Origin of the sequence: Mesorhizobium sp. B2-3-11, assembly GCF_006442215.1 — a bacterium.
In the GTDB taxonomy this organism is placed as follows: domain Bacteria; phylum Pseudomonadota; class Alphaproteobacteria; order Rhizobiales; family Rhizobiaceae; genus Mesorhizobium; species Mesorhizobium salmacidum.
Map to the genome: position 1 here is coordinate 22,384 of NZ_VFVS01000002.1, position 20,586 is coordinate 42,969.

At 62.9% G+C, this 20,586-nt stretch carries 18 protein-coding genes; 10 read left to right on the forward strand and 8 right to left on the reverse strand.

The genetic code is table 11. The features are described 5' to 3' along the window. Window position 1 precedes the first annotated feature (1 nt). The 10 genes from FJ960_RS03515 (at window position 2) to FJ960_RS03560 (ending at window position 11,587) form a co-directional block, all read left to right on the forward strand. Entirely contained in the window at window positions 2-1,513 is a 1,512-nt protein-coding gene (locus FJ960_RS03515; protein ID WP_140711920.1) for an aldehyde dehydrogenase family protein, read from the forward strand. Between the two features lie 58 nt (window positions 1,514-1,571). After that, on the forward strand, window positions 1,572-2,825 hold the full coding sequence (locus tag FJ960_RS03520) for an ABC transporter substrate-binding protein (protein ID WP_140504268.1): 1,254 nt from the start codon (window positions 1,572-1,574) through the stop codon (window positions 2,823-2,825). 83 nt (window positions 2,826-2,908) lie between these two features. Next, the gene (locus tag FJ960_RS03525) at window positions 2,909-3,865 is read left to right on the forward strand and encodes a sugar ABC transporter permease (protein WP_140504270.1); all 957 of its coding nucleotides are present in this window, start codon (window positions 2,909-2,911) and stop codon (window positions 3,863-3,865) included. Then, a complete protein-coding gene (locus FJ960_RS03530) occupies window positions 3,862-4,806 on the forward strand; it encodes a carbohydrate ABC transporter permease (protein WP_140711922.1) in 945 nt (314 codons plus the stop codon). Before FJ960_RS03525 ends, FJ960_RS03530 begins: the two co-directional genes overlap by 4 nt. A gap of 4 nt (window positions 4,807-4,810) precedes the next feature. Continuing rightward, window positions 4,811-5,926 carry an ABC transporter ATP-binding protein gene (locus FJ960_RS03535; protein ID WP_140711924.1) on the forward strand — a complete coding sequence of 372 codons (1,116 nt, stop codon included), beginning with the start codon at window positions 4,811-4,813 and terminating at the stop codon, window positions 5,924-5,926. Window positions 5,927-6,033: 107 nt separating this feature from the next. After that, window positions 6,034-7,551 carry a GMC family oxidoreductase gene (locus FJ960_RS03540; protein WP_140711926.1) on the forward strand — a complete coding sequence of 506 codons (1,518 nt, stop codon included), beginning with the start codon at window positions 6,034-6,036 and terminating at the stop codon, window positions 7,549-7,551. Further along, on the forward strand, window positions 7,548-8,309 hold the full coding sequence (locus FJ960_RS03545) for a 3-ketoacyl-ACP reductase (protein ID WP_140504277.1): 762 nt from the start codon (window positions 7,548-7,550) through the stop codon (window positions 8,307-8,309). The genes FJ960_RS03540 and FJ960_RS03545 overlap by 4 nt, the downstream gene beginning before the upstream one ends. Window positions 8,310-8,321: 12 nt before the next feature. After that, window positions 8,322-9,950: a choline dehydrogenase gene (locus FJ960_RS03550; protein WP_140711928.1), complete on the forward strand. Its 1,629-nt coding sequence runs from the start codon at window positions 8,322-8,324 to the stop codon at window positions 9,948-9,950. Between the two features lie 11 nt (window positions 9,951-9,961). Further along, window positions 9,962-10,279 (forward strand): Dabb family protein, encoded by a 318-nt coding sequence (locus FJ960_RS03555; RefSeq protein WP_140711930.1) that lies wholly within the window; start codon window positions 9,962-9,964, stop codon window positions 10,277-10,279. A gap of 90 nt (window positions 10,280-10,369) precedes the next feature. Further along, window positions 10,370-11,587: an MFS transporter gene (locus tag FJ960_RS03560; RefSeq protein ID WP_140711932.1), complete on the forward strand. Its 1,218-nt coding sequence runs from the start codon at window positions 10,370-10,372 to the stop codon at window positions 11,585-11,587. A 4-nt stretch (window positions 11,588-11,591) separates the two neighbouring features. On the opposite strand, the gene FJ960_RS03565 is transcribed toward FJ960_RS03560, so the two are convergent. From FJ960_RS03565 to FJ960_RS03600, 8 genes are all read right to left on the reverse strand, one after another. Further along, window positions 11,592-12,437, reverse strand: a complete 846-nt coding sequence (locus FJ960_RS03565; RefSeq protein WP_140711934.1) for an EamA family transporter — start codon at window positions 12,435-12,437, stop codon at window positions 11,592-11,594. 7 nt (window positions 12,438-12,444) lie between these two features. Beyond that, complete coding sequence (locus FJ960_RS03570; RefSeq protein WP_140711936.1) at window positions 12,445-13,353, reverse strand: endonuclease/exonuclease/phosphatase family protein; 909 nt, start codon at window positions 13,351-13,353, stop codon at window positions 12,445-12,447. Between the two features lie 116 nt (window positions 13,354-13,469). Next, the gene (locus FJ960_RS03575; protein ID WP_140711938.1) at window positions 13,470-15,023 is read right to left on the reverse strand and encodes a sodium:proton antiporter; all 1,554 of its coding nucleotides are present in this window, start codon (window positions 15,021-15,023) and stop codon (window positions 13,470-13,472) included. A 158-nt stretch (window positions 15,024-15,181) separates the two neighbouring features. Further along, a complete protein-coding gene (locus FJ960_RS03580) occupies window positions 15,182-16,246 on the reverse strand; it encodes an ABC transporter ATP-binding protein (protein ID WP_140711940.1) in 1,065 nt (354 codons plus the stop codon). A gap of 30 nt (window positions 16,247-16,276) precedes the next feature. Beyond that, on the reverse strand, window positions 16,277-17,068 hold the full coding sequence (locus FJ960_RS03585; protein WP_015315811.1) for an ABC transporter permease: 792 nt from the start codon (window positions 17,066-17,068) through the stop codon (window positions 16,277-16,279). Next, the gene (locus FJ960_RS03590; protein ID WP_181165828.1) at window positions 17,065-17,901 is read right to left on the reverse strand and encodes an ABC transporter permease subunit; all 837 of its coding nucleotides are present in this window, start codon (window positions 17,899-17,901) and stop codon (window positions 17,065-17,067) included. The genes FJ960_RS03585 and FJ960_RS03590 overlap by 4 nt, the downstream gene beginning before the upstream one ends. A gap of 145 nt (window positions 17,902-18,046) precedes the next feature. After that, window positions 18,047-19,153 carry an ABC transporter substrate-binding protein gene (locus FJ960_RS03595; RefSeq protein WP_140711942.1) on the reverse strand — a complete coding sequence of 369 codons (1,107 nt, stop codon included), beginning with the start codon at window positions 19,151-19,153 and terminating at the stop codon, window positions 18,047-18,049. Window positions 19,154-19,396: 243 nt separating this feature from the next. After that, complete coding sequence (locus FJ960_RS03600; protein WP_140711944.1) at window positions 19,397-20,569, reverse strand: iron-containing alcohol dehydrogenase; 1,173 nt, start codon at window positions 20,567-20,569, stop codon at window positions 19,397-19,399. Window positions 20,570-20,586 lie beyond the last annotated feature (17 nt).

Here is a 20,586-nt window from a genome sequence, read left to right on the forward strand (position 1 = left end):
CATGAATGCACCTCTCAAGATTTCCATGCCTGCCGAGGCCTCAGCGGCTCCCAAGGCATACAAGCTTCTGATCGACGGCAAGCATGTCGATGCCCGCGACGGCCGCATGCTGGAACGCAAGAGCCCCGGCCACGGCTTCACCGTTTCACATTATGCCCAGGCAGGTGCCGCCGAAGTGGAAGCCGCGATGCAGGCCGCGCGCAGGGCGTTCGAGACCGGTCCCTGGCCGCGCATGAAAGCGGCCGAGCGCGCCGCGATCCTGCTCAAGACGGCCGACCTGATCGAGGCGCGACTGGAAGACATCGCCCGGCTCGATGCGCTGGAATCCGGCAAGCCGATCACACAGGCGCGCGGCGAGATCGGCGGCGCCGTCGACATCTGGCGCTATGCCGCTTCGCTGGCCCGCACGTTGCACGGTGAAAGCTACGCCAATCTCGGCGACGCCATGCTGGGTGTGGTGCTGCGCGAGCCGGTCGGTGTCGTCTCGATCATCACGCCGTGGAATTTTCCGTTCCTCATCGTCAGCCAGAAACTGCCTTTCGCGCTCGCCGCCGGCTGCACGGCGGTGGTCAAGCCGAGCGAGATGACCTCGGCCTCGACCTTCGTGCTTGGCGACATCCTGCTCGAAGCCGGCGTGCCCGCCGGCGTCGTCAATGTCCTCGCCGGTCTCGGCGCCGATGTCGGCGCGCCGATGGTCAGCCATCCCCTGGTCGAGATGGTTTCGTTCACCGGTTCCACCCGCGTTGGCAAGATGACCATGGCGGCGGCCTCGAACTCCCTGAAGAAGGTGTCGATGGAGCTCGGCGGCAAGAACGGCCAGATCGTCTTTCCCGATGCCGATCTCGTGGCGGCCGCCGATGCAGCGGTGTTCGGCGGCTTCTTCAATGCCGGCGAATGCTGCAATGCCGGCAGCCGGCTGATCGTGCATGAGGCGATCGCCGATGATTTCCTGGCCGCGGTGAAGGCGTTGACAGCCAAGGTAACCGTGGGCGATCCGCTCGATGACAGGACCAAGGTCGGCGCGATGATTTCCTCCGACCATCTGGCCAAGGTGACGGATTACGTGGCGGCAGCCGCGAGTGACGGCGGCAGCATCTACAGTGGCGGCGCGCAACGCCCTTCCAATGCCGGCCAATATCTCGATCCGACGATCTTACGCGACGTCACCGATAACATGGCCGTCGCCCGCGAGGAAGTGTTCGGGCCGGTGCTATCGGTGCTGACTTTTGAATCGATTGAAAGGGCGTTGCACATTGCCAACAACACGCCCTATGGTCTGTCGGCGGGTGTGTGGAGCGCCAGCATCGACACCTGCATGTCGGTGGCGCGGGGCGTGCGTTCGGGGACGGTCTGGGTGAACACGTTCATGGAAGGTTATCCCGAACTGCCGTTCGGCGGCTACAAGCAGTCGGGCCTGGGCCGCGAACTCGGCAAGCGCGCCGTCGAGGACTATACCGAGGAAAAGACAATCCAGTTTCATCGCGGCCAGCGCACCGGTTGGTGGGTCGGCTGAGTTGGGAAGAACCCGGTGGGCTGCCACCGGTCGTGTAATGCAACAAGGGAGGAAGTACATGTTGCGCAAACTGCTTATCGGAACGGCGCTCGCTTCGGGCCTGGCTTTCGCGGCCCATGCCGAGGATGTCAAGGAAGTGCAGATGCTGCATTGGTGGACGTCGGGTGGCGAAGCGGCTGCTCTCAACGTGCTCAAGGGCGATCTGGCCAAGGAAGGCTATGCCTGGAAGGACGTTCCCGTGGCTGGCGGCGGCGGCGATGCCGCCATGACCGCGCTGAAGGCGATGGTCGCGGCCGGCAACTATCCGACCGCCTCGCAGATGCTCGGCTACACCGTGCTCGATTATGCCGCTGCCGGCGTCATGGGCGACCTCACCGAGACGGCGAAGAAGGAAGGCTGGGACAAGTCGGTTCCGGCCGCCCTGCAGAAATTCGCCGTCTATGAAGGCAAGTGGGTCGCGGCTCCGGTCAACGTCCACTCTGTCAACTGGCTGTGGATCAACAAGGCGGTGATGGACAAGATCGGCGGCACCGAGCCGAAGACCTTCGACGACTTCGTGGCATTGCTCGACAAGGCCAAGGCGGCCGGCGTCACCCCGCTCGCGCTTGGTGGTCAGAACTGGCAGGAAGCCACCATGTTCGATTCCGTCGTGCTGTCGACCGGCGGGCCGGAGTTCTACAAGAAGGCGATGAACGACCTCGACGACGCTTCGCTCAAGTCCGACACGATGAAGAAGTCGTTCGACAATCTCGCCAAGCTCGTCACCTATGTCGACCCGAACTTCTCGGGCCGCGACTGGAACCTCGCCACCGCCATGGTCATCAAGGGCGATGCGCTGGTGCAGGTCATGGGCGACTGGGCCAAGGGCGAATTCCACGCCGCCAACAAGACCCCAGGCACCGACTTCCTCTGCTATCGCTTCCCGGGCACCGACGGCTCGGTGATCTACAACTCCGACATGTTCGGCATGTTCAATGTCCCGGACGACCGCAAGGCCGCCCAGGTTGCACTCGCCACCGCCACTTTGTCGAAGAGCTTCCAGTCGGCCTTCAACGTCGTCAAGGGTTCGGTTCCGGCCCGCACCGACGTGCCTGACACCGACTTCGACGCTTGCGGCAAGAAGGGTATTGCCGACCTGAAGAAGGCCAATGAAGGCGGCACGCTGTTCGGCTCGCTCGCCCAGGGCTATGGCGCGCCCCCGGCTGTCGCCAACGCCTACAAGGACGTCATCTCCAAATTCGTCCATGGTCAGATCAAGACCTCGGACGAGGCCGTGACCGAACTGGTCAAGGCAATCGACGACGCCAAGTAAGCGTTACGCACGAAAACGCCTTCCCCGCTCCGGCGGGGAGGGTCCCGTGAGGCCGGTCGGCCGGACGCCGATGGGAGGAACCCATGAGCACAGTTGCGACAAGCCAGATCAAGCTGACGCCGGAGCATGCCCGCCCGCGCACCTCTGTGCGGTCGCGCCTGCAGGACGCCTTGCCGAAAATCGTGCTGGCGCCGAGCTTCGCTATCACTATCGTTTTCGTCTACGGCTTCATCCTGTGGACGATCTACCTATCCTTCACCAACTCCAAGACCTTCCCGTCCTACGCTATAACGGGCGGGCGCGCCTATCAGCGACTGTGGGGCTGGACTTTCGACACCAACCCGCCATCGAGCTGGTACACGTCGATCACCAATATGGGCATTTTCGGCTTTCTCTACATCTTGATCTGCCTGGCGCTCGGCCTGTTCCTGGCCATCCTGCTCGACCAGAAGATCCGCGGTGAAGGCGTGCTGCGTCCGATCTATCTCTACCCGATGGCGCTCTCCTTCATCGTCACCGGCGTTGCCTGGAAATGGTTCCTCGACCCTGGCCTCGGTCTCGAGCAGACGCTGCATCAATGGGGCTGGACGAGCTTCCATTTCGACTGGATCAAGAACAAGGATTTCGTCATCTACACCGTGGTCATCGCCGGTGTCTGGCAGGCCTCCGGCTTTATCATGGCGATGTTCCTGGCCGGCCTGCGCGGCATTGACGGCGAGATCATGAAAGCGGCGCAGATCGACGGCGCCACCACCTTCCAGCTCTATCGCCGCATCGTCATTCCGCTCTTGCGGCCGATCTTCCTGTCAGCCTTTATCGTGCTCGCGCACCTTGCCATCAAATCTTACGATCTGGTTGTGGCGCTGACCAGCGGTGGCCCCGGCGGCTCGGCCTGGCTGCCGTCCAACTTCATGTATGAATACACCTTCAAGCGCAACGAAATGGCCGTCGGTTCGGCAAGTGCCGTGATCATGCTGATGACCATCGTCGCCATCATCGTGCCCTATCTCTATTCGGAACTCAGGGAGAAGTCGCGATGAGCGCCGTGACCATTCCCACCCGCCAGGCCAGCGGCGGCATGAACGTCAAGATCGTCAACCGCATCGTCATCTACGGGCTTCTGGCGCTGTTCGCGCTGTTCTACCTGATGCCGCTGTTCGTCATGCTGGTGACCTCGTTCAAGACCATGGACGAGATCCAGAACGGCAACATGCTGGCGCTGCCCAAGGCGCCGACCTTCGAGCCCTGGCTGAAGGCATGGGGCGAGACCTGCGTTGGCCTTACCTGCGCCGGCATCAAGGGCTATTTCTGGAACTCCATCAAGATGGTGGTTCCCGCCGTGCTGATCTCGACCATGCTCGGCGCGCTCAACGGCTACGTGCTGACCAAATGGCGTTTCCGCGGCGCGACACTGGTGTTCGGGCTGATGCTGTTTGCCTGCTTCATCCCGTTCCAGTCGGTGCTCTTGCCGATGGCGACGATCTTGGGCAGCCTCGGACGGTTCGGCGTGACGCTGCAGAACACGGTCGGAACCAGCTTCGGCCTCGGCAACCCGACGGTCAACCTGGTGTTCGTCCACGTCGTCTACGGCATCGGCTTCACCACGCTGTTCTTCCGTAACTATTATGAGGCGTTCCCGACCGAACTGGTGAAGGCCGCGCAGGTGGACGGCGCTTCCTTCTTCCAGATCTTCCGGCGCATCATGCTGCCGAACTCGATGCCGATCTTCGTCGTCACCGTCATCTACCAGTTCACCAACATCTGGAACGACTTCCTGTTCGCCTCCGCCTATGCCGGCACAGGTGACGCGATGCCGATGACGGTAGCGCTCAACAATGTCGTCAACACCTCGACCGGCGTCGTCGAATACAACGTCAACATGGCGGCTGCGATGATCGCCGCGCTGCCCACCCTTCTCGTCTATGTGCTCGCCGGCCGCTATTTCGTGCGTGGCCTGATGGCCGGCGCGGTCAAAGGATAACGCAATGGCTTTTCTGGAAATTGATGGTCTGAGGAAGCGTTTCGGCCAGGTCGAGATCCTGAAAGGGATTAACCTCGAGCTGGAAAAGGGCGGCTTTCTGGTGCTGGTCGGTCCGTCCGGCTGCGGCAAGTCCACGCTGCTCAACACCATTGCCGGACTGGAGACGATCACCTCTGGCGATATCCGCGTCGACGGCCGCACCATCACCGATCTGCACCCGTCCAAGCGCGACATCGCCATGGTGTTCCAGAGCTATGCGCTCTACCCCAACATGACGGTGGCCGGGAACATCTCCTTCGGCATGGAGATGCGCGGCGTACCAGCCGAGGAACGCCAGAAGGCGATCGACAAGGTGGCCAAGGTACTGCAGATCGGCCATCTGCTGCAGCGCAAGCCGAGCCAGCTCTCCGGCGGCCAGCGCCAGCGCGTCGCCATGGGCCGGGCATTGGTGCGCGACCCCAAGCTGTTCCTGTTCGACGAGCCGCTGTCCAACCTCGACGCCAAGCTGCGCGTCGACATGCGCATCGAGATCAAGCGCCTGCATGCCACCACGGGCACAACGATCGTCTACGTCACCCACGACCAGATCGAGGCGATGACACTGGCGACCAAGATCGCGGTCATGCGTGACGGCGAGGTGCAGCAATTCGGCACGCCGGCGGAAATCTACAATAACCCGAGCAATGTCTTCGTCGCCGACTTCATGGGGTCGCCGGCAATGAACTTGATCCCGGCGACCATCGGCGGCAATGGCGGCGATCTGGCCGTCGTGCTTGATCGCGAGGCACGCCAGCCGATCACCTTGCCGATGGCCAACGCGCCGGCCGGACTGTCGGCGTTCAAGGGTAAGCCGATCATCTTCGGCGTCCGCCCGGAGGCGCTCACCGATCCGGAAGGCGCGGAACGCAACGCCTCGCAAATCGCCACCGCCGATTGTCATATCGAGGTTGTGGAACCGGCCGGTTCCGACACTTTCGCCGTCACCAATCTCGGTGGCAAGGGCGTGGTGGCGCGGCTGCGCGCCGATGCCAACATCCAGCCGGGCACCAACACGCCGCTGGCCTTCAACCTGACCAAGGCTGTGTTCTTTGATCCGGCGACCGAGAGCCGTATTCGCTGATGCGTGTCGCCCAAAAGTGGATCCGGTTTTGGGGCAACGACATGCATCAAAACAAAAGACCTGAAGCGGGTCGCATGTGTCAATTCAAACGCGGCGCGCTTTAGGCGATGGCAAACCCCGATATCGTCATCATCGGTTCCGGCATCGGCGGCGCCACGATCGCCTCTGGTCTGGCCGGCAGCGGCGCCTCTATCCTGATGCTGGAGCGTGGCGAGCCGCTGCCGGCAACGCCGCACGCGCGCGACACACGCGCCATCTTCGTTGACGGCCATTACCGGCCGAAGGAGATGTGGCGCGAAGCTGGCGGTGCCGCGTTCAACCCAGGTAATTACTACTATGTCGGCGGCAATTCGAAATTCTTCGGCGCGGTGCTGATCCGCTACCGCAAGGAAGACTTTTCCGCCATGGAACACTTTGGCGGCGTCTCGCCGGCATGGCCGTTTTCCTATGACGAATTCGAGCCTTGGTATTCCAGGGCTGAGCAGCTTTTCCGCGTGCGCGGCACGCTCGGCGAGGATCCGACGGAGCCGTTCCACTCGGTCCCCTATGCCTATAAGCCTGTGCCCGACGAGGCGCCGATCGCCCGTGCCCGAGCCGAGCTCAAGCGGCTGGGCCTGCATCCGGCCTCGCTGCCGCTCGGCGTCGATATCGACACCTGGCTCAGGGAAGGCAAGACCGGTTGGGACGCTTTTCCGAACACCGGCCATGGAAAGATGGACGCCCAGACCGCACCGCTGGCGGCAGCACTGACCGACCAGAACATCAAGCTCGAGACCGGCGCCTATGTCGAATATCTCGAGACTGCTCCGGACGGTAAAACCATATCAGCGGTTCATTACCACCAGAACGGCGAGCTGAAAAAGCTGTCGCCAAAACTGGTCATCCTGTCGGCCGGCGCGGTCAATTCAGCGGTCATCCTGCTGCGCTCGCCCTCACCCAGCAATGGCAAGGGGGGCGGCAAGGGGCTCGCCAACCGCTCCGACCAGGTCGGCCGCAACTTCATGAACCACAATTCTAGCGCCATGCTGGCGATCGACCCGCGCCGCAGGAACGATGCCGTCTACCAGAAGACGCTGATGCTGAACGACTACTATCTCACGGGCGGCAAGGGCGGCAAACCGCTCGGCAATGTCCAGCTTCTCGGCAAGATCGACGGCAACATGCTCAAGGCCAATGTGAAACGGGTGCCGAAATTCGCGCTCGATTTCATGGCCGGCCATGCCGTCGACTGGTACCTGATGTGCGAGGACCTGCCCGACCCCGAAAGCCGCATCATGGTCGACGGCAAGGACATCGTCATGCAATGGCGGCGCTCGAACATGCAGTCGCTCGACGGGCTGACCAAGGTGATGCGCGAGAATTTCCGCGCCTGCGGTTATCCCATCGTGCTGTCGCGCCCGTTCGACAAGCGCACGCCCTCGCACCAGTGCGGCACGGTCAAAATGGGCGACGATCCGGCGATGTCGCCGCTCGATCCGTTCTGTCGCGCCTTCGATCACCGGAACCTCTTCGTCGTCGATGCCAGTTTCCTGCCGAACTCGGCCGCCGTGAACCCGGCGCTGTCGATCGCCGCCCAGGCGCTGCGGGTAGCCGAACACATCCGCAAAACAGAGCTTGCCGCATGACCCGCCCGGCGGCCATCGTCACCGGCGGCGCGCGCGGCATCGGCTTTGCCTGCGCCGAGGCGCTGGCCGACGCCGGATTCGACATTCTCGTCGCTGACCTTGCCAAAACAGCCGCAGGCGAGCTCGCCGCTGACATCACCGCGCGCGGCGCGAAGTTCGCGTATTTCGGCTGCGACATCGCCGATCTTTCCACCCATGCTTCCCTCGTCGACGCCGCCATGCGCGCCTTCGGCCGCATCGATTGCCTGGTCAACAATGCCGGCGTCGGCGCCGTGGCGCGTGGCGACCTTCTCGACCTCAAACCCGATAATTTCGACCGCGCGCTCGGCGTCAACCTGCGTGGCACCGTCTTCCTCAGCCAGGCCGTCGCCAAGGCGATGCTGGCCAAGCCGGGCGATCATGCCAAGTCAATCATCACCATCACCTCGGTCAGCGCCGAGATGGCCTCTCCGGAACGCTCCGAATATTGCATGTCGAAGGCAGCGCTTTCCATGTGGGTGAAGAACCTGGCGCTCAGGCTCGCCCCGGAAAACATCGGCGTGTTCGAGCTGCGGCCGGGCATCATCCGCACCGACATGACGGCAGGCGTGAGTGCCAAATACGACGCGCTGATCGACGGCGGCCTGGTGCCGGCGAAACGGTGGGGCGAAGCCTCCGACATCGGCGCCATGGTGGCGGCGCTCGCTGCCGGCAGACTGGGTTTTTCGACCGGCTCGATCATCAATGTCGACGGCGCGCTCTCCGTGCCCCGGCTGTGAACGGATAAGACAATGACCGACTACATCATCGTGGGCGCCGGTCCGGCCGGCTGCGTGCTGGCCAACCGGCTAAGCGAGGATCCCTCCAATTCCGTGCTGCTGCTCGAAGCCGGCGGCAAGGACTGGCACCCCTATATCCACATGCCGGCGGGTTTCGCCAAGATGACCAAGGGCATCGCCTCTTGGGGCTGGTCGACCGTGCCGCAGAAACACATGAAGGACCGCGTCTTTTGGTACACGCAAGCCAAGGTGGTCGGCGGCGGTTCTTCCATCAACGCCCAGATTTACACGCGCGGCAATGCACGCGATTACGATGCCTGGGAGAAGGAAGAAGGGCTGGCCGGCTGGGGCTACCGCGACGTACTGCCCTATTTCAAACGCGCCGAGAACAACCAGCGTTACGCCAACGATTTTCACGGCGACCAAGGCCCGCTCGGCGTCTCCAACCCGATCTCGCCGCTGCCGATCTGCGAGGCCTATTTCCGCGCCGGCCAGGAGATGGGCATTCCTTTCAACCCGGATTTCAACGGCGCCAGCCAGGAAGGCGTCGGCTATTACCAGCTCACCCAGAAGGACGCCCGCCGGTCCTCCGCTTCGGTGGCCTATCTCAAGCCGATCCGCGACCGGAAGAATCTCATTGTCCGGACCGATGTGCTGGTCACCCGCATCGTCGTCGAGAACGGCCGTGCCGTCGGCGTCGAGGTGGTCGACAGGCCGGGCGGCCAGACAACAATCCTGCATGCCGACCGCGAGGTGATCGTCTCGTCCGGCGCCGTCGGTTCGCCGAAGCTTCTGATGCAGTCGGGCATCGGCCCGGCCGACCACCTGAAATCGGTCGGCATCACGCCGGTACACGATCTGCCAGGCGTCGGCTCCAACATGCAGGATCATCTCGACCTCTTCGTCATCGCCGAATGCACAGGCGATCACACCTACGACAATTACGCCAAGCTGCACCGCACGGCCTGGGCCGGGCTGCAATATCTGCTGCTGAAAAAGGGACCGGTGGCTTCCAGCCTGTTCGAGACCGGCGGCTTCTGGTACGCGGATCCGACCGCCGCCTCGCCCGACATCCAGTTCCATCTGGGTCTCGGCTCCGGCATCGAGGCCGGCGTCGAGAAGCTGAAAAACCCGGGCGTCACCTTGAACTCGGCTTTCCTGCGGCCGCGCTCGCGCGGAACGGTGCGGCTTAAAAGCGCCGATCCAGCCGACCATCCGCTGATCGATCCGAACTACTGGTCCGATCCCTATGACCGCGCCATGTCGCTGAAGGGACTGCGGCTGGCGCGAGAGATCATGCGGCAGAAGGCACTTGCCCCCTACGTGCTGCGCGAGGTGCTGCCCGGTCCGTCGCTCGCCAGCGATGACGAGTTGATCGACTATGCCTGCCGCACGTCCAAGACCGACCACCATCCCGTCGGCACCTGCCGCATGGGCCATGACGAGATGGCGGTGGTGACGCCGGATCTCAAGCTGCGCGGTATAGAAGGCTTGCGCGTCTGCGACGCATCGGTGATGCCGCGTGTGCCTTCTTCCAACACCAACGCGCCGACCATCATGGTTGGCGAAAAGGGCGCTGATCTGATCCTTGGCCGCGAGCCGCTGGCGCCGGCGGTATTTTCCGGCAATCGTGCTGCTTAGGGAGTGGTAAAATGATCAGGCACTGTGTTTTCGCAAGATTTCGTAGTGATGTGTCCCCGGCCGAGCGCACGGCTATCCACGCCGACCTCGAAGCGTTGCGGCAGGTGATCGAAGGCATGGAGACGGTTCAATTCAGCGCCAATGTCAGTCCGGAGCCCTTCGCGCGGGGTTTCAGCCATGGCTTCACCATCGATTTCCGCGATGCAGCGGCGCGCGACGCCTATCTCGTCCATGAGGCGCATCAGCGTGCCGGCGCCCGGCTGATCGCGACCCTCGAAGGCGGCACCGACGGATTGATGGTCTTCGACCTCGATCTTACGAAAAAGTGAACCGCCGGCCTTTCGAAAGCCGCCCGATCGCTGTTCTCTTTTGCCGACAAGGCGACATATCGTTCCTTTGGGGGTACAAAGGAGGACGCCTTGAACCTCACCGCCGAGCAGAAGAAAACCGTTCTGGCGTCATTTCTGGGCTGGACGCTCGATGCTTTTGATTTCTTCCTTCTGACCTTTCTGCTCACCGACATTGCGGCTGAGTTCCAGACTGATGTTCCCGCGGTGTCGAAGGCTCTGTTCCTGACCTTGGCGACCCGCTTCACCGGCGCGTTCTTCTTTGGCATGCTTGCCGACAAATACGGTCGCAAGCCGATCTTGATGCTCAACATCGTCAGCTATTCGGTGATCGGGGCGCTGGCTGCTTTCTCTCCCAATCTCGGCATGTTCCTGGCGCTACGCGCCCTGTTCGGCGTCGCCATGGGCGGCGAATGGGGCCTCGGCTCCTCGCTTGCCATGGAATCCATACCGCCGCGGGCACGCGGCATGGTCTCGGGTATCCTGCAATGCGGTTATCCCGCCGGTTACCTCCTGGCGGCGGTGGTCTATGGGCTGCTCTACAGACAGAAGGTCGGCGACTTCGTCCTCGGCTGGCGCTTCATGTTCCTGCTGAGCTTCATACCGGCGCTGATGGTGCTGTTCATCCGCTCGCACGTGCCGGAATCGCCCCCCTTCGTCGAGGCACGAAAGCAGGTCAGACCGGGGTTGCTGGAAACGCTGCGGAAGCACTGGCGCGTCGCGCTCTATGCCGTGGTGCTGATGATGTTCTTCAACTTCTTCAGCCATGGCACGCAGGACCTCTACCCGACCTTCCTGAAGAAACAGCATGGCTTTGATCCGCATACGGTGAGCTGGATCACCATCGTCGCCAATATCGGCGCCATTGTCGGCGGCCTGGCGTTTGGCGCGCTGTCGGAGAAGATCGGCCGGATCAACGCCATTACCCTCGCATGCATCATCGCCCTGCCGGCGATCCCGCTATGGGCCTACAGCTCCACGCCCTTCATGCTGGCCATTGGCGCCTTCATCATACAAGTCGCGGTCCAGGGTGCCTGGGGTGTCATCCCGGTTCACCTCAATGAGCTTTCGCCCGGCGCGGTGCGCGCCACCTTGCCCGGCTTCATATACCAGGCCGGCAATCTCGCCGCCTCCTACGGCGGTCCGTATCAAGCGGGGATCGCGGAAGCGCCCGGCGGCAGTTATGGTTATGCGCTGGCGCTATTTGCCGGCGTGGTCGCCGTCTGCATCATTGTGGTCATCCGCTTCAGTCCGGAGCGGCGCGGTCAGGTAATGACGGTGCTGGGTTGAAATGTCAGCCCATCCTCAGCGCGATGACGCCTGCGACGATGCTGAGCGCGGCTGCACCGCGCCAGCCCGTCATCTTCTCGCCGAGCGCGTAGACCGAAATCATCATGGCGAACAGGATCGAGGTTTCGCGCAGTGACGCCACCGAGGCGATCGGCGCCTTGGTCATCGCCCACATCACGATCCAGTAGGCGGCGCCGGAAAGCACGCCGGTGAACAGCCCGGTCTTCCAGTCGCGCGCCAACACCGGAAGCGCCTTGGGTCCTCGGAAAACGAGGCAGAGCACCAGCGCCCCAAGCGCATCGCAGATGAACAGCCAGGCGGCATAGCTTTGCGCGGTCGCGGCCAGCCGCGCGCCGCTGCCGTCGGATAGCGTGTAGCTGGCAATGAAGATCGACGTGCCCAGCGCGAATGCGACCGCGCGCAGGTTCAGCTTCTCCAGATGCGCCCCGCCGCGAAACGACATCACCAGCGTTCCGGCCGACAACAGCAGGATGCCCAAGATGGCAAGCGGTGCCGGCACCTCGGCGACAACGAACATCCCGCCAATCGCGGCCAGCAGAGGTGCCGTTCCGCGTGCCAACGGATAGGTCTGGGCAAAATCGCCGGCCTGGTAGGCGCCGATCAGGAAGGTGCGGTAGCCCATGTGGAAGATCACCGAAGCGGCGATATAGGGCCAGACTTCCACCTTGGGCACCTCGACGAAAGGCAGCACCACGAGGCCAGCGACCCCCATGCCGAACGTCATCAAAGTAATCGACAGGAAGCGGTCGAGATGTACCTTGACCAGCGCGTTCCAGATCGCGTGCATGGCGGCCGCGGCAAGCACAGCGAGGAAGACGAAAAGCGTCATATGGAGATCATCGACCTCCGGAGCCGAAGGGCGTTTCGAGATCGATGTCGACCTGGACGGGGAAGTGATCGGAAGCAAGCTCGCCTATATCGGCGCTGACCGAGCGCACACGCCCGGCCAACATGCCGCCGACAAAGCAATGGTCAAGACGACGCTTTGCCAGTCTGCCGTCGATGATCTTCTCATGCGTATGGAAATCACCAGCCGGTTCAACCGCCACGGCGGCGGCATCGACGAAGCCGTCGAGATAGGCTGCTCCACGATGATACGGCGTGCTGCCGACGATGCGACGGTATTCGGCGCTGTCCGGCTCCATGTTGAAATCGCCCAGCCAGATCGCCGCCGGCGGGCTTTCCGGCTCGACTTGCCCATGTGTCCAGTTACGCGAAGGTTCGTCGTCCACGCCGCTCCACGGTCCGCCTTCCCCCGGCGCCCGGCGATGCTGCGCCAAGAGATAGTCAATCTGGTCCAGCCGCTCTTCCGCGGCGATGTGCGCGAGATGCAGCGAAAGCACCCTGACCGACCCGGCCGGCGTGCGGATCATGCATTCGAGCGCGGCGTTGCGGGTGTTGAGCGGACGCAGCGTACGGCGCATCGGCAGCGCGTGCAGCCGCGACCAGACGATCGGCAGTTTTGACAGGACCATGGTGCCGAATTGCCGGCGGCGGTTGACCAGACGGCCGTCCCGCCATTCGCTGCCATCCATGTCGAAGGCCGGGCCATACACCCAGTGATAATCAGGCAGAAGCCGTGAAAGCAACTCCGGCTGGTCGTCGAAATTGCTGCGCTGCCAGTGCCGCTCGACCTCCTGCAAGGCGATGATGTCGGCGCCAGCAATCATGCGCGCGGCGCGCGAAAGATCGTAGCGCCCGTCGCTGCCGAACCCGTACTGGATGTTGTAGCTGACCAGCTTCATTGCTTATCCGGCTCACTTCCCGGTGTTGGCAGTAACGGTTCGGTCGATCGCTTGCAATGTGCAGCAGGACGAACGGGGCTTGGTCCAGCAGGGCGGCGGTCGAGACCCGGCATCTGCTAGTCCGTGGTCAGCGGCTGGAACCGGCCTGCCGGCGACGCCGCCAGTTCCGCCCAGTCGATCTCTTCCTCCAGCCGGTGATAGGCTTCATCGCCGATCGTGCCGTTGCTGCGCAGTTCCTCCAGCGTGTCGCGCTGGCGGTTGATAGCATAGAGCCGCAGCCGGTCGTATTCGGTCGCCGCCTGCGCATCCTCCGGATTTTCCGCGATCTGCCGCTGAGCCTCGTACTGCTCGCGCACGACGGCCGCCGCGGCCGACGTCTTGCGGCTCAACACGTCAAGCGCGGCCTGCATGACGGCAACACGCGCCTGAGCCACTTCGCGATCGACGCTCGTATCCCGTTCGAAGTTGAGTACCCGCAGCAAGGGCTTCAAGGTCATGCCTTGCAACACCAGCGTGCCCAGAACCACCGCGAAGGCGGCTAGCACGATCGGGTCGCGGCCGGGAAAGCCGGCCGGCAGGGCAATGGCCACCACCAGCGTCACCAGCCCCCGCATGCCGCACCAGCCGACCAGCACGGCGCCGCGAAATGTCGGCGCTTCTCGCCTTCTGTCTTCGCCGCCGAAACGGGCGAACCATCTGATGATCGCAACGTAACTCGCCACCCAGACGAGGCGTGCCAGAATGACGACAACCAGCACCGTCGCGGCAAAGAGAAAGGCTCCGCCCTGCCCGTCGCCGGAGAGCCGGCCGACGATAGAGCGTGCCTGCAGCCCCATCAGCACGAAAGCCAGCACGTTCAGCACGAACACCGCCGATTCCCAGACCGAATAGGTGCTGACGCGGCGTCTCGCCGACATGCGGCGCGGTCCACTGCGTGCAATGGTGATGGCATAGACGACGATGGTGATGATGGCGGAAAGACCGAGCCTGTCGGCCAGGATCCACACCCCGAATGTCCCGGCGAACTGCACCACGGTGCTGCTTGCGGCGTCGTCGATCCGGCTAAGTGTCAGCAGCGAGACACGGCCAAGCACATAACCCGCGGCCAAACTGCCAATCGTCGACAGCAAGATCACCGGAATGGCGTTGCTCAACAGGATCGAACCGAGTGCGGCCGAAACCGCCAGCCGGTAGATCAGCAGCGCGGTGGCATCGTTGAGCAGGCTCTCGCCCTGCAGGATGGCGGTGAGGCGGTACGGCACCTTGAATTGGCCGAGCACGGCGCTCGCCGCCACCGCATCCGGCGGTGCGACGATGGCGCCAAGCGCGACCGCCGCCGCGATCGGCAGCCCGGCCATTTTCCAGCCGACGAAGGCAACGACCACGGTGGTGAAGACCACGGCGCCGAGCGCCAGCAGCACCAGAGACAGCCTGTAGCGCTTCAGGTCGCGCAGCGACGTGTCATAGGCGGCATCGAGAAGCACCGGCGCGATGAACAGGGCAAGCGCCAGTTCCGGATCGATCTCGATCACAGGCGCGCCAGGTACAAAGGCAATCGCGACGCCGGCCAGGGCCAGAAGGGACGGATAGGGAATCTCCAGCCGTCGCGACAGCGCCGTCAGCGCGACGGCGGTCAAAAGCAGGATAAGCGTCAGTTCGAAAAGGGCCATGCGCTATCGTAGCGGCCGAATGAAACGATTGGCAGTGCCAAAGTCGTGGCCGTGAAACAACGGGTGATACTTCTGGCACGGGTTGTGTCGCCGCGGACAGCACGGGAATTCGGATTGCTGGAGCATCCGTTCGGGAGCGCCAACCGACCGTGGATTACCTAATGCAGCACCAGCATATCGCTCGACGAGAACGAAATCTCGGCCTTCTCTCCGACCGCGGGCGGCGGGGTGGCGGAGTTGTTGAACGTGTCGAGCGACACCGTGTTGCCGCCGATGCCGACACGGACTCGGATCACCGAGCCGAGGAAGTGCACTTCGGAAATCTCTCCGGTCAGGCTGGAGTCGCGGCCGGGCTGGCGGCCGAGCGAAATCGCCTCGGGCCGCAGCGCCAGCGACAGCGTGTCGCCGGACTTCGAGCCGTTGAGCTTGCCCTTGAGCGAGACTTCCTGCGTGTTGACCTGAACCTTGCCGGAGCCGGCATCGGTGACCTTGCCTTCGAGCACGTTCAGCGTGCCGACAAAATTGGCGACGAACTTGGTCGCCGGCCGGTTGTAGATCTCGAACGGCGTCGCGACCTGCTCGGCTTTGCCGCCATACATGACGGCGATGCGGTCGGAGATCGATAGCGCCTCTTCTTGGTCATGGGTGACGAAGATGGTGGTGATGCCGAGCTTCTTCTGGATCGAGCGTATTTCCTCGCGCAGCGACACGCGCACCTTGGCGTCGAGCGCCGACAGCGGCTCGTCGAGCAAAAGCAGCTTCGGCTTTGGCGCGATCGCGCGCGCCAGCGCGATGCGCTGCTGCTGGCCGCCGGAGAGCTGGTAGGGATAGCGGTCCGCCATCTGCGGCAGCCTGATCATGTCGAGCATCTCGGCGACGCGCTTGTCGGCGTCGGCCTTCGGCATGCCGGCAACCTTCAACCCGAAAGCGATGTTCTGTGCCACGGTGAGGTTTGGGAACAGCGCATAGGCCTGGAACACCATGCCGACATTGCGCTGGTTGGGCTTCAGCCGCGTGATGTCCTTGCCGGCGACGACGATCTTGCCGGCCGACGGCTCCTCGAAGCCGGCGACCATGCGCAGCACCGTCGTCTTGCCGCAACCGGAGGGCCCCAGGAACGAGACGAACTCGCCCGGCTCGACGTCGAGGCTGAAATCCTGCACCACGGTATTGGACCCGTAGGACTTTCGCACATGCTGGATGGACAGGAATGGCTCGGCCATGGCTTTTTCTCTCAGGTCAGCGCTTTTCGATCAATTCGGGCGGTTCGCCGATTTCGGCGCGAAGCGGGACAGGATCTGGATGAGCGACATGCAGCCCCAGGTAATGGCGAAGGCGATGATGGCTAGGGCTGCCGGTTCATAGGCCCGGTTGGCGCCGACGTTTTGCAGATACGGGCCAAAGGCCGGACGGTTGAGGAGGCTCGCCATGGTGAACTCGCCGATGACGATGGCAAAGGTCAGGAAGGCGCCCGACAGCACGGCGATCAGGACATTGGGCAGGATCACCCGGCCAATGATCGTGCCCCAGCCGGCACCCAGGATCTGCGCTGCTTCGGTCAATGTCCGCACATCGATGGTGCGCAGCCCGGTATCGACGGCGCGATACATGTAAGGCAGAGCCAGCGTCGCATAGCCGATCACCAGCAAGGCATTGGCGCCCATATTGCTTCCCAGGAACGGCAGCGGGGAATTCGAGCCGTACATCCTGATATAGCCGAAGACGATGACGATGGCCGGAATGACCAGCGGCAACAGCGTGATGAATTCGACGATCGGCCTGAGCTGCGGCAGGCGCAGCCGGATCCAGTATGCCGCCGGCACCACGATCAGCACGCCGAGGATGATGGTGAAGACGGCCGCCACCACCGAATACAGGAAGGTCGACTGGAAGCGAGCGTCGCCCAGCACGATCTGGTAGGCGTCGAAGGAATGGACGCCGCGCCGCATGCGCAACGAGAACTCGACCGTCGCCATCAGGGGAATGAAGAAATAGGCCGCGCCGACAATGAAGACGACCCAGGCCCAGAATTTGCCCGACTTCATTTGAGCCACCTTTCGGACCGGGTCCGGAACCAGATGTAGAAGACGTTGGCTAAGCCCGTGATGACGATCATGCCGAAGGCGATGGCATAGCCGAGCTGCGGGTTGTGCAGCACGTCGCCATTGATCTGCGAATAGAGCTTAATCGGAACGATGTTGAGTGCCGGGCCGGCAAACGCATAAGCCGTGGCGATGGCGCCGAAGGAATTGGCGAACAACAGGATGACGGTGCCAAGGAAGCTCGGCCACAAGACCGGAATGACCACCATGCGCCAATACTGCGACTGGGTTGCCCCGAGCGTGGCGGCGGCCTCGCCCCATTCCTTCTTCAAGCCGTCGATGGCCGGCACGATGATGACCACCATCAGCGGAATCTGGAAGAACAGATAGACCGCGATCAGGCCCGATGTCGTGAGGAAATTGAAGCCCATCGCGTATATGTTGACATTGAGAACGTCACGCAGAAGCGTTGTGACGATGCCGACGCGGCCGAGGGTCGCCAGGAAGGCGAAGGCCAGCGGCAAGCCGGCGAAATTCGAGGCGACGCCGGAAAAAGTCAGGGTCGCCGAGCGGGTCCAGTTGGGAAGCCCGCCGCGCACGATGGCGATGGCAATCGCGAGCCCGGCAAAGGCACCGATGACGGCCGACCAGAAACTGATCTTGATCGAAACCCAGTAGGAAGCGCTGATCGAAGGATCACTGACCAGCTGCAGAATATTATCCAGCGTCAGCTGACCGTCGCCATTCTGGAAAGCTCCCAGGACGAGATAGATCGTCGGCAGGATCAGGAACATCAGGACGAAGATAAAGAAGGGCGCCACGCCAATCCATTGCATCGGAAAGCGGAAAGCGGTCGCCTCGTTCGGCGGCGCGGGCTTGGTGGTAACGGACTGATTTGAAAGCGTAAGATCGGTCATGCGCCGGCTACCGTCCTCGAGGGGAAGCCGGGCGGCGGCGAGGCCGCCCGGTGGATTTCAAGCCTTACTTGACGTTGGCGCCGACAACGGCGTCCCAGTTCTTGCTGATGGCCTCCTTCGCCTTACCCTGCTCGTCGAGCGTCGGGAAGGCGGCCGAGGCGTAGGATTCCGCCGGCGGCAGCTTGGCCAGCACGTCAGCCGGGATCTTGCCGTTCTTGGCGAGATCGTTGAAGCGGATCGGGTGGCAATAGCCCTTCAGCCAGCCGACCTGGCCTTCGTCGGAATAGAGATATTCCATCCATAGCTTGGCTGCGTTCGGATGCGGCGCGAAGGCGCTGATCGCCTGCACATAAACACCAGCGACAACGCCGGTCTTCGGCACGATGACGTCGACGGGCGGGTTGCCCTTCAGCGTATCGCGGCCAGCAAGCGCGTTGTAATCCCAGTTGATCAGGATCGGGGTCTGGCCCTGGGCAAGCGTTGCCGGCTTGCCGACGACCGGCACGAAATTGCCGGCGGCGTTGAGCTTCTTGAAGAAGTCGAGGCCCGCGGTGCCAGCGGCTTCACCAGCAGCCGCCCCACCGGAAAGGCCTGCGGCGTAGACGGCCTGGATGGCCTGGTTCGAAGCGCGCGGATCGCCGGCAACGGCGACCGCGTTGGCGAATTCGGGCTTGAGGAGATCGGCCCAGTCCTTCGGCGACTCCTTGATCAGGTCCTTGTTCACCATGAACGAGAGAACGCCATAATAGTCGCCGTACCAGGCGCCATCGGCATCCTTGGCGCTGTCCGGGATCGAGTCCCAGGTCGACACCTTGTAAGGCATCAACAGGCCATCGGCCTTGGCGGTCGGGCCGAAGGACAGGCCGACGTCGATGACATCAGGAGCCTGCGGGCCCTTGTTGTCCTTGTTGGCCTTGATTGCCTCGACTTCGTCGCCGGAGCCGGCGTCGGGGTTGAGTTCGTTGACGGTGATTTCCGGATATTTCGCCTTGAAGCCAGCAATGACGTCGCCGTAGCCGCACCAGTCATGCGGCAAAGCGATCGTGGTGAGCTGGCCTTCGGCCTTCGCGGCCTTGATGAGATCGTCCATCGAAGCGGCGGACGAAATCACCGACGACACCATGAGGGTCGCGGCCGAAAGGGAAAGTACTTTCCCCGTGAATTTGAACATGTGTTCTCTCCATTGAACTGACGCCGTTGGACGTCTGCGATGCGGTATCGTTTCCGTGTGACAGCCAAATGAAAGCTTTGTGAAACCAGCGCCTCGCAGCGTGAAAAGTTAACTCTTTTTAACGGACTGTAGCAATTAGCCATCACTTAATTTTCCGGCTAATCATTAATCCGCCCCTATATCGCCCCTTCCCCTTTCCTTTCCCCTCGTTTCTCGATCAACTTCCGCACCCCTGAACCGGCCTCAGACCGTCCCGGCGATCGCGTTTTCGAGCAGTGTCAGCGCCGCCTTCTTGGTCAGCTTGACCGGGTTGCCGCCGGCCGTTGGATCGACCACCGCCATGTCGGCGATCAGCGCCTTGCGCTTCTTGTCCATGTCGAGCCCCTTGATCAGGCCCGGCAGCGCGTGCGGCACCTTCAATTCCTTGCGCAGTTTGATGATTGCCTTGGCGAAGCCGTCGAAGCCGCCCTTGATGCCGCAATAGGCGGCAAGCCTGGCAATGCGCTCCTCGATGGAATCCCGGTTGAAGGCCAGCACGTAAGGCATGAACACGGCATTGGTCATGCCGTGATGGGTGTCGTAGAGCGCGCCGATCGGATGCGACAGCGAGTGGACGGCGCCCAGCCCCTTCTGGAAGGCGGCAGCACCCATGGCGGCCGCGCTCATCATATGGGCGCGGGCGACGAGGTCTTTGCCATTGGCATAAGCCTTCGGCAGGTTCTCGAACACCAGGCGTATGCCTTCGACGGCAATGCCATCGGCCATCGGATGGTAGCCCGGTGCGCAGTAGGCTTCGAGGCAATGGGCAAACGCGTCCATGCCCGTGCCGGCGGTGATGAAGCCCGGCATGCCGACCGACAGTTCCGGATCGGCAATGACGATTGCCGGCAAAAGTTTCGGGTGGAAGATGACCTTCTTGGTGTGGGTCGCCTCGTTGGTGATGACGCCGGCGCGGCCGACCTCCGAGCCGGTTCCCGCCGTGGTCGGCACGGCGATGATCGGCGCGATGGTATCGGAGTCGGCGCGCGTCCACCAGTCGCCGACATCCTCGAAATCCCAGACCGGCCGCGTCTGGCCGGACTGGAAGGCGATCAGCTTGCCGAGGTCGAGCGCCGAGCCGCCGCCGAAAGCGATGACACCGTCATGCTTGCCCTTCTTGAACACCGCGATGCCGGCGGTGAGGTTGGAGTCCACCGGGTTCGGCTTCACCTCGGAGAACACGCCATAGGGCACCTTGGCCTCATCGAGAATCCTAAGCGTCGAGGCGACGACCGGCAGTTTCGCCAAGCCCGGATCAGTCACGAAAAGCGGCCGCTTGATGCCGGTGGCCGCGAGCACCTCCGGCAATTCCTTGATGCGCCCGGCGCCGAAGCGGACGGTGGTGGGGTAGTTCCATTTGGAGATGAGCTTGGACATTGCTTGTCTTTCAAAAA

Bases quoted from the DNA above. Each gene is read 5' to 3' on its own strand.
- FJ960_RS03515 (WP_140711920.1), top strand. From the start codon at position 2: ATGAATGCACCTCTCAAGATTTCCATGCCTGCCGAGGCCTCAGCGGCT.
- FJ960_RS03520 (WP_140504268.1), top strand. From the start codon at position 1,572: ATGTTGCGCAAACTGCTTATCGGAACGGCGCTCGCTTCGGGCCTGGCT.
- FJ960_RS03525 (WP_140504270.1), top strand. From the start codon at position 2,909: ATGAGCACAGTTGCGACAAGCCAGATCAAGCTGACGCCGGAGCATGCC.
- FJ960_RS03530 (WP_140711922.1), top strand. From the start codon at position 3,862: ATGAGCGCCGTGACCATTCCCACCCGCCAGGCCAGCGGCGGCATGAAC.
- FJ960_RS03535 (WP_140711924.1), top strand. From the start codon at position 4,811: ATGGCTTTTCTGGAAATTGATGGTCTGAGGAAGCGTTTCGGCCAGGTC.
- FJ960_RS03540 (WP_140711926.1), top strand. From the start codon at position 6,034: ATGGCAAACCCCGATATCGTCATCATCGGTTCCGGCATCGGCGGCGCC.
- FJ960_RS03545 (WP_140504277.1), top strand. From the start codon at position 7,548: ATGACCCGCCCGGCGGCCATCGTCACCGGCGGCGCGCGCGGCATCGGC.
- FJ960_RS03550 (WP_140711928.1), top strand. From the start codon at position 8,322: ATGACCGACTACATCATCGTGGGCGCCGGTCCGGCCGGCTGCGTGCTG.
- FJ960_RS03555 (WP_140711930.1), top strand. From the start codon at position 9,962: ATGATCAGGCACTGTGTTTTCGCAAGATTTCGTAGTGATGTGTCCCCG.
- FJ960_RS03565 (WP_140711934.1), bottom strand. From the start codon at position 12,437: ATGACGCTTTTCGTCTTCCTCGCTGTGCTTGCCGCGGCCGCCATGCAC.
- FJ960_RS03570 (WP_140711936.1), bottom strand. From the start codon at position 13,353: ATGAAGCTGGTCAGCTACAACATCCAGTACGGGTTCGGCAGCGACGGG.
- FJ960_RS03575 (WP_140711938.1), bottom strand. From the start codon at position 15,023: ATGGCCCTTTTCGAACTGACGCTTATCCTGCTTTTGACCGCCGTCGCG.
- FJ960_RS03580 (WP_140711940.1), bottom strand. From the start codon at position 16,246: ATGGCCGAGCCATTCCTGTCCATCCAGCATGTGCGAAAGTCCTACGGG.
- FJ960_RS03585 (WP_015315811.1), bottom strand. From the start codon at position 17,068: ATGAAGTCGGGCAAATTCTGGGCCTGGGTCGTCTTCATTGTCGGCGCG.
- FJ960_RS03590 (WP_181165828.1), bottom strand. From the start codon at position 17,901: ATGCAATGGATTGGCGTGGCGCCCTTCTTTATCTTCGTCCTGATGTTC.
- FJ960_RS03595 (WP_140711942.1), bottom strand. From the start codon at position 19,153: ATGTTCAAATTCACGGGGAAAGTACTTTCCCTTTCGGCCGCGACCCTC.
- FJ960_RS03600 (WP_140711944.1), bottom strand. From the start codon at position 20,569: ATGTCCAAGCTCATCTCCAAATGGAACTACCCCACCACCGTCCGCTTC.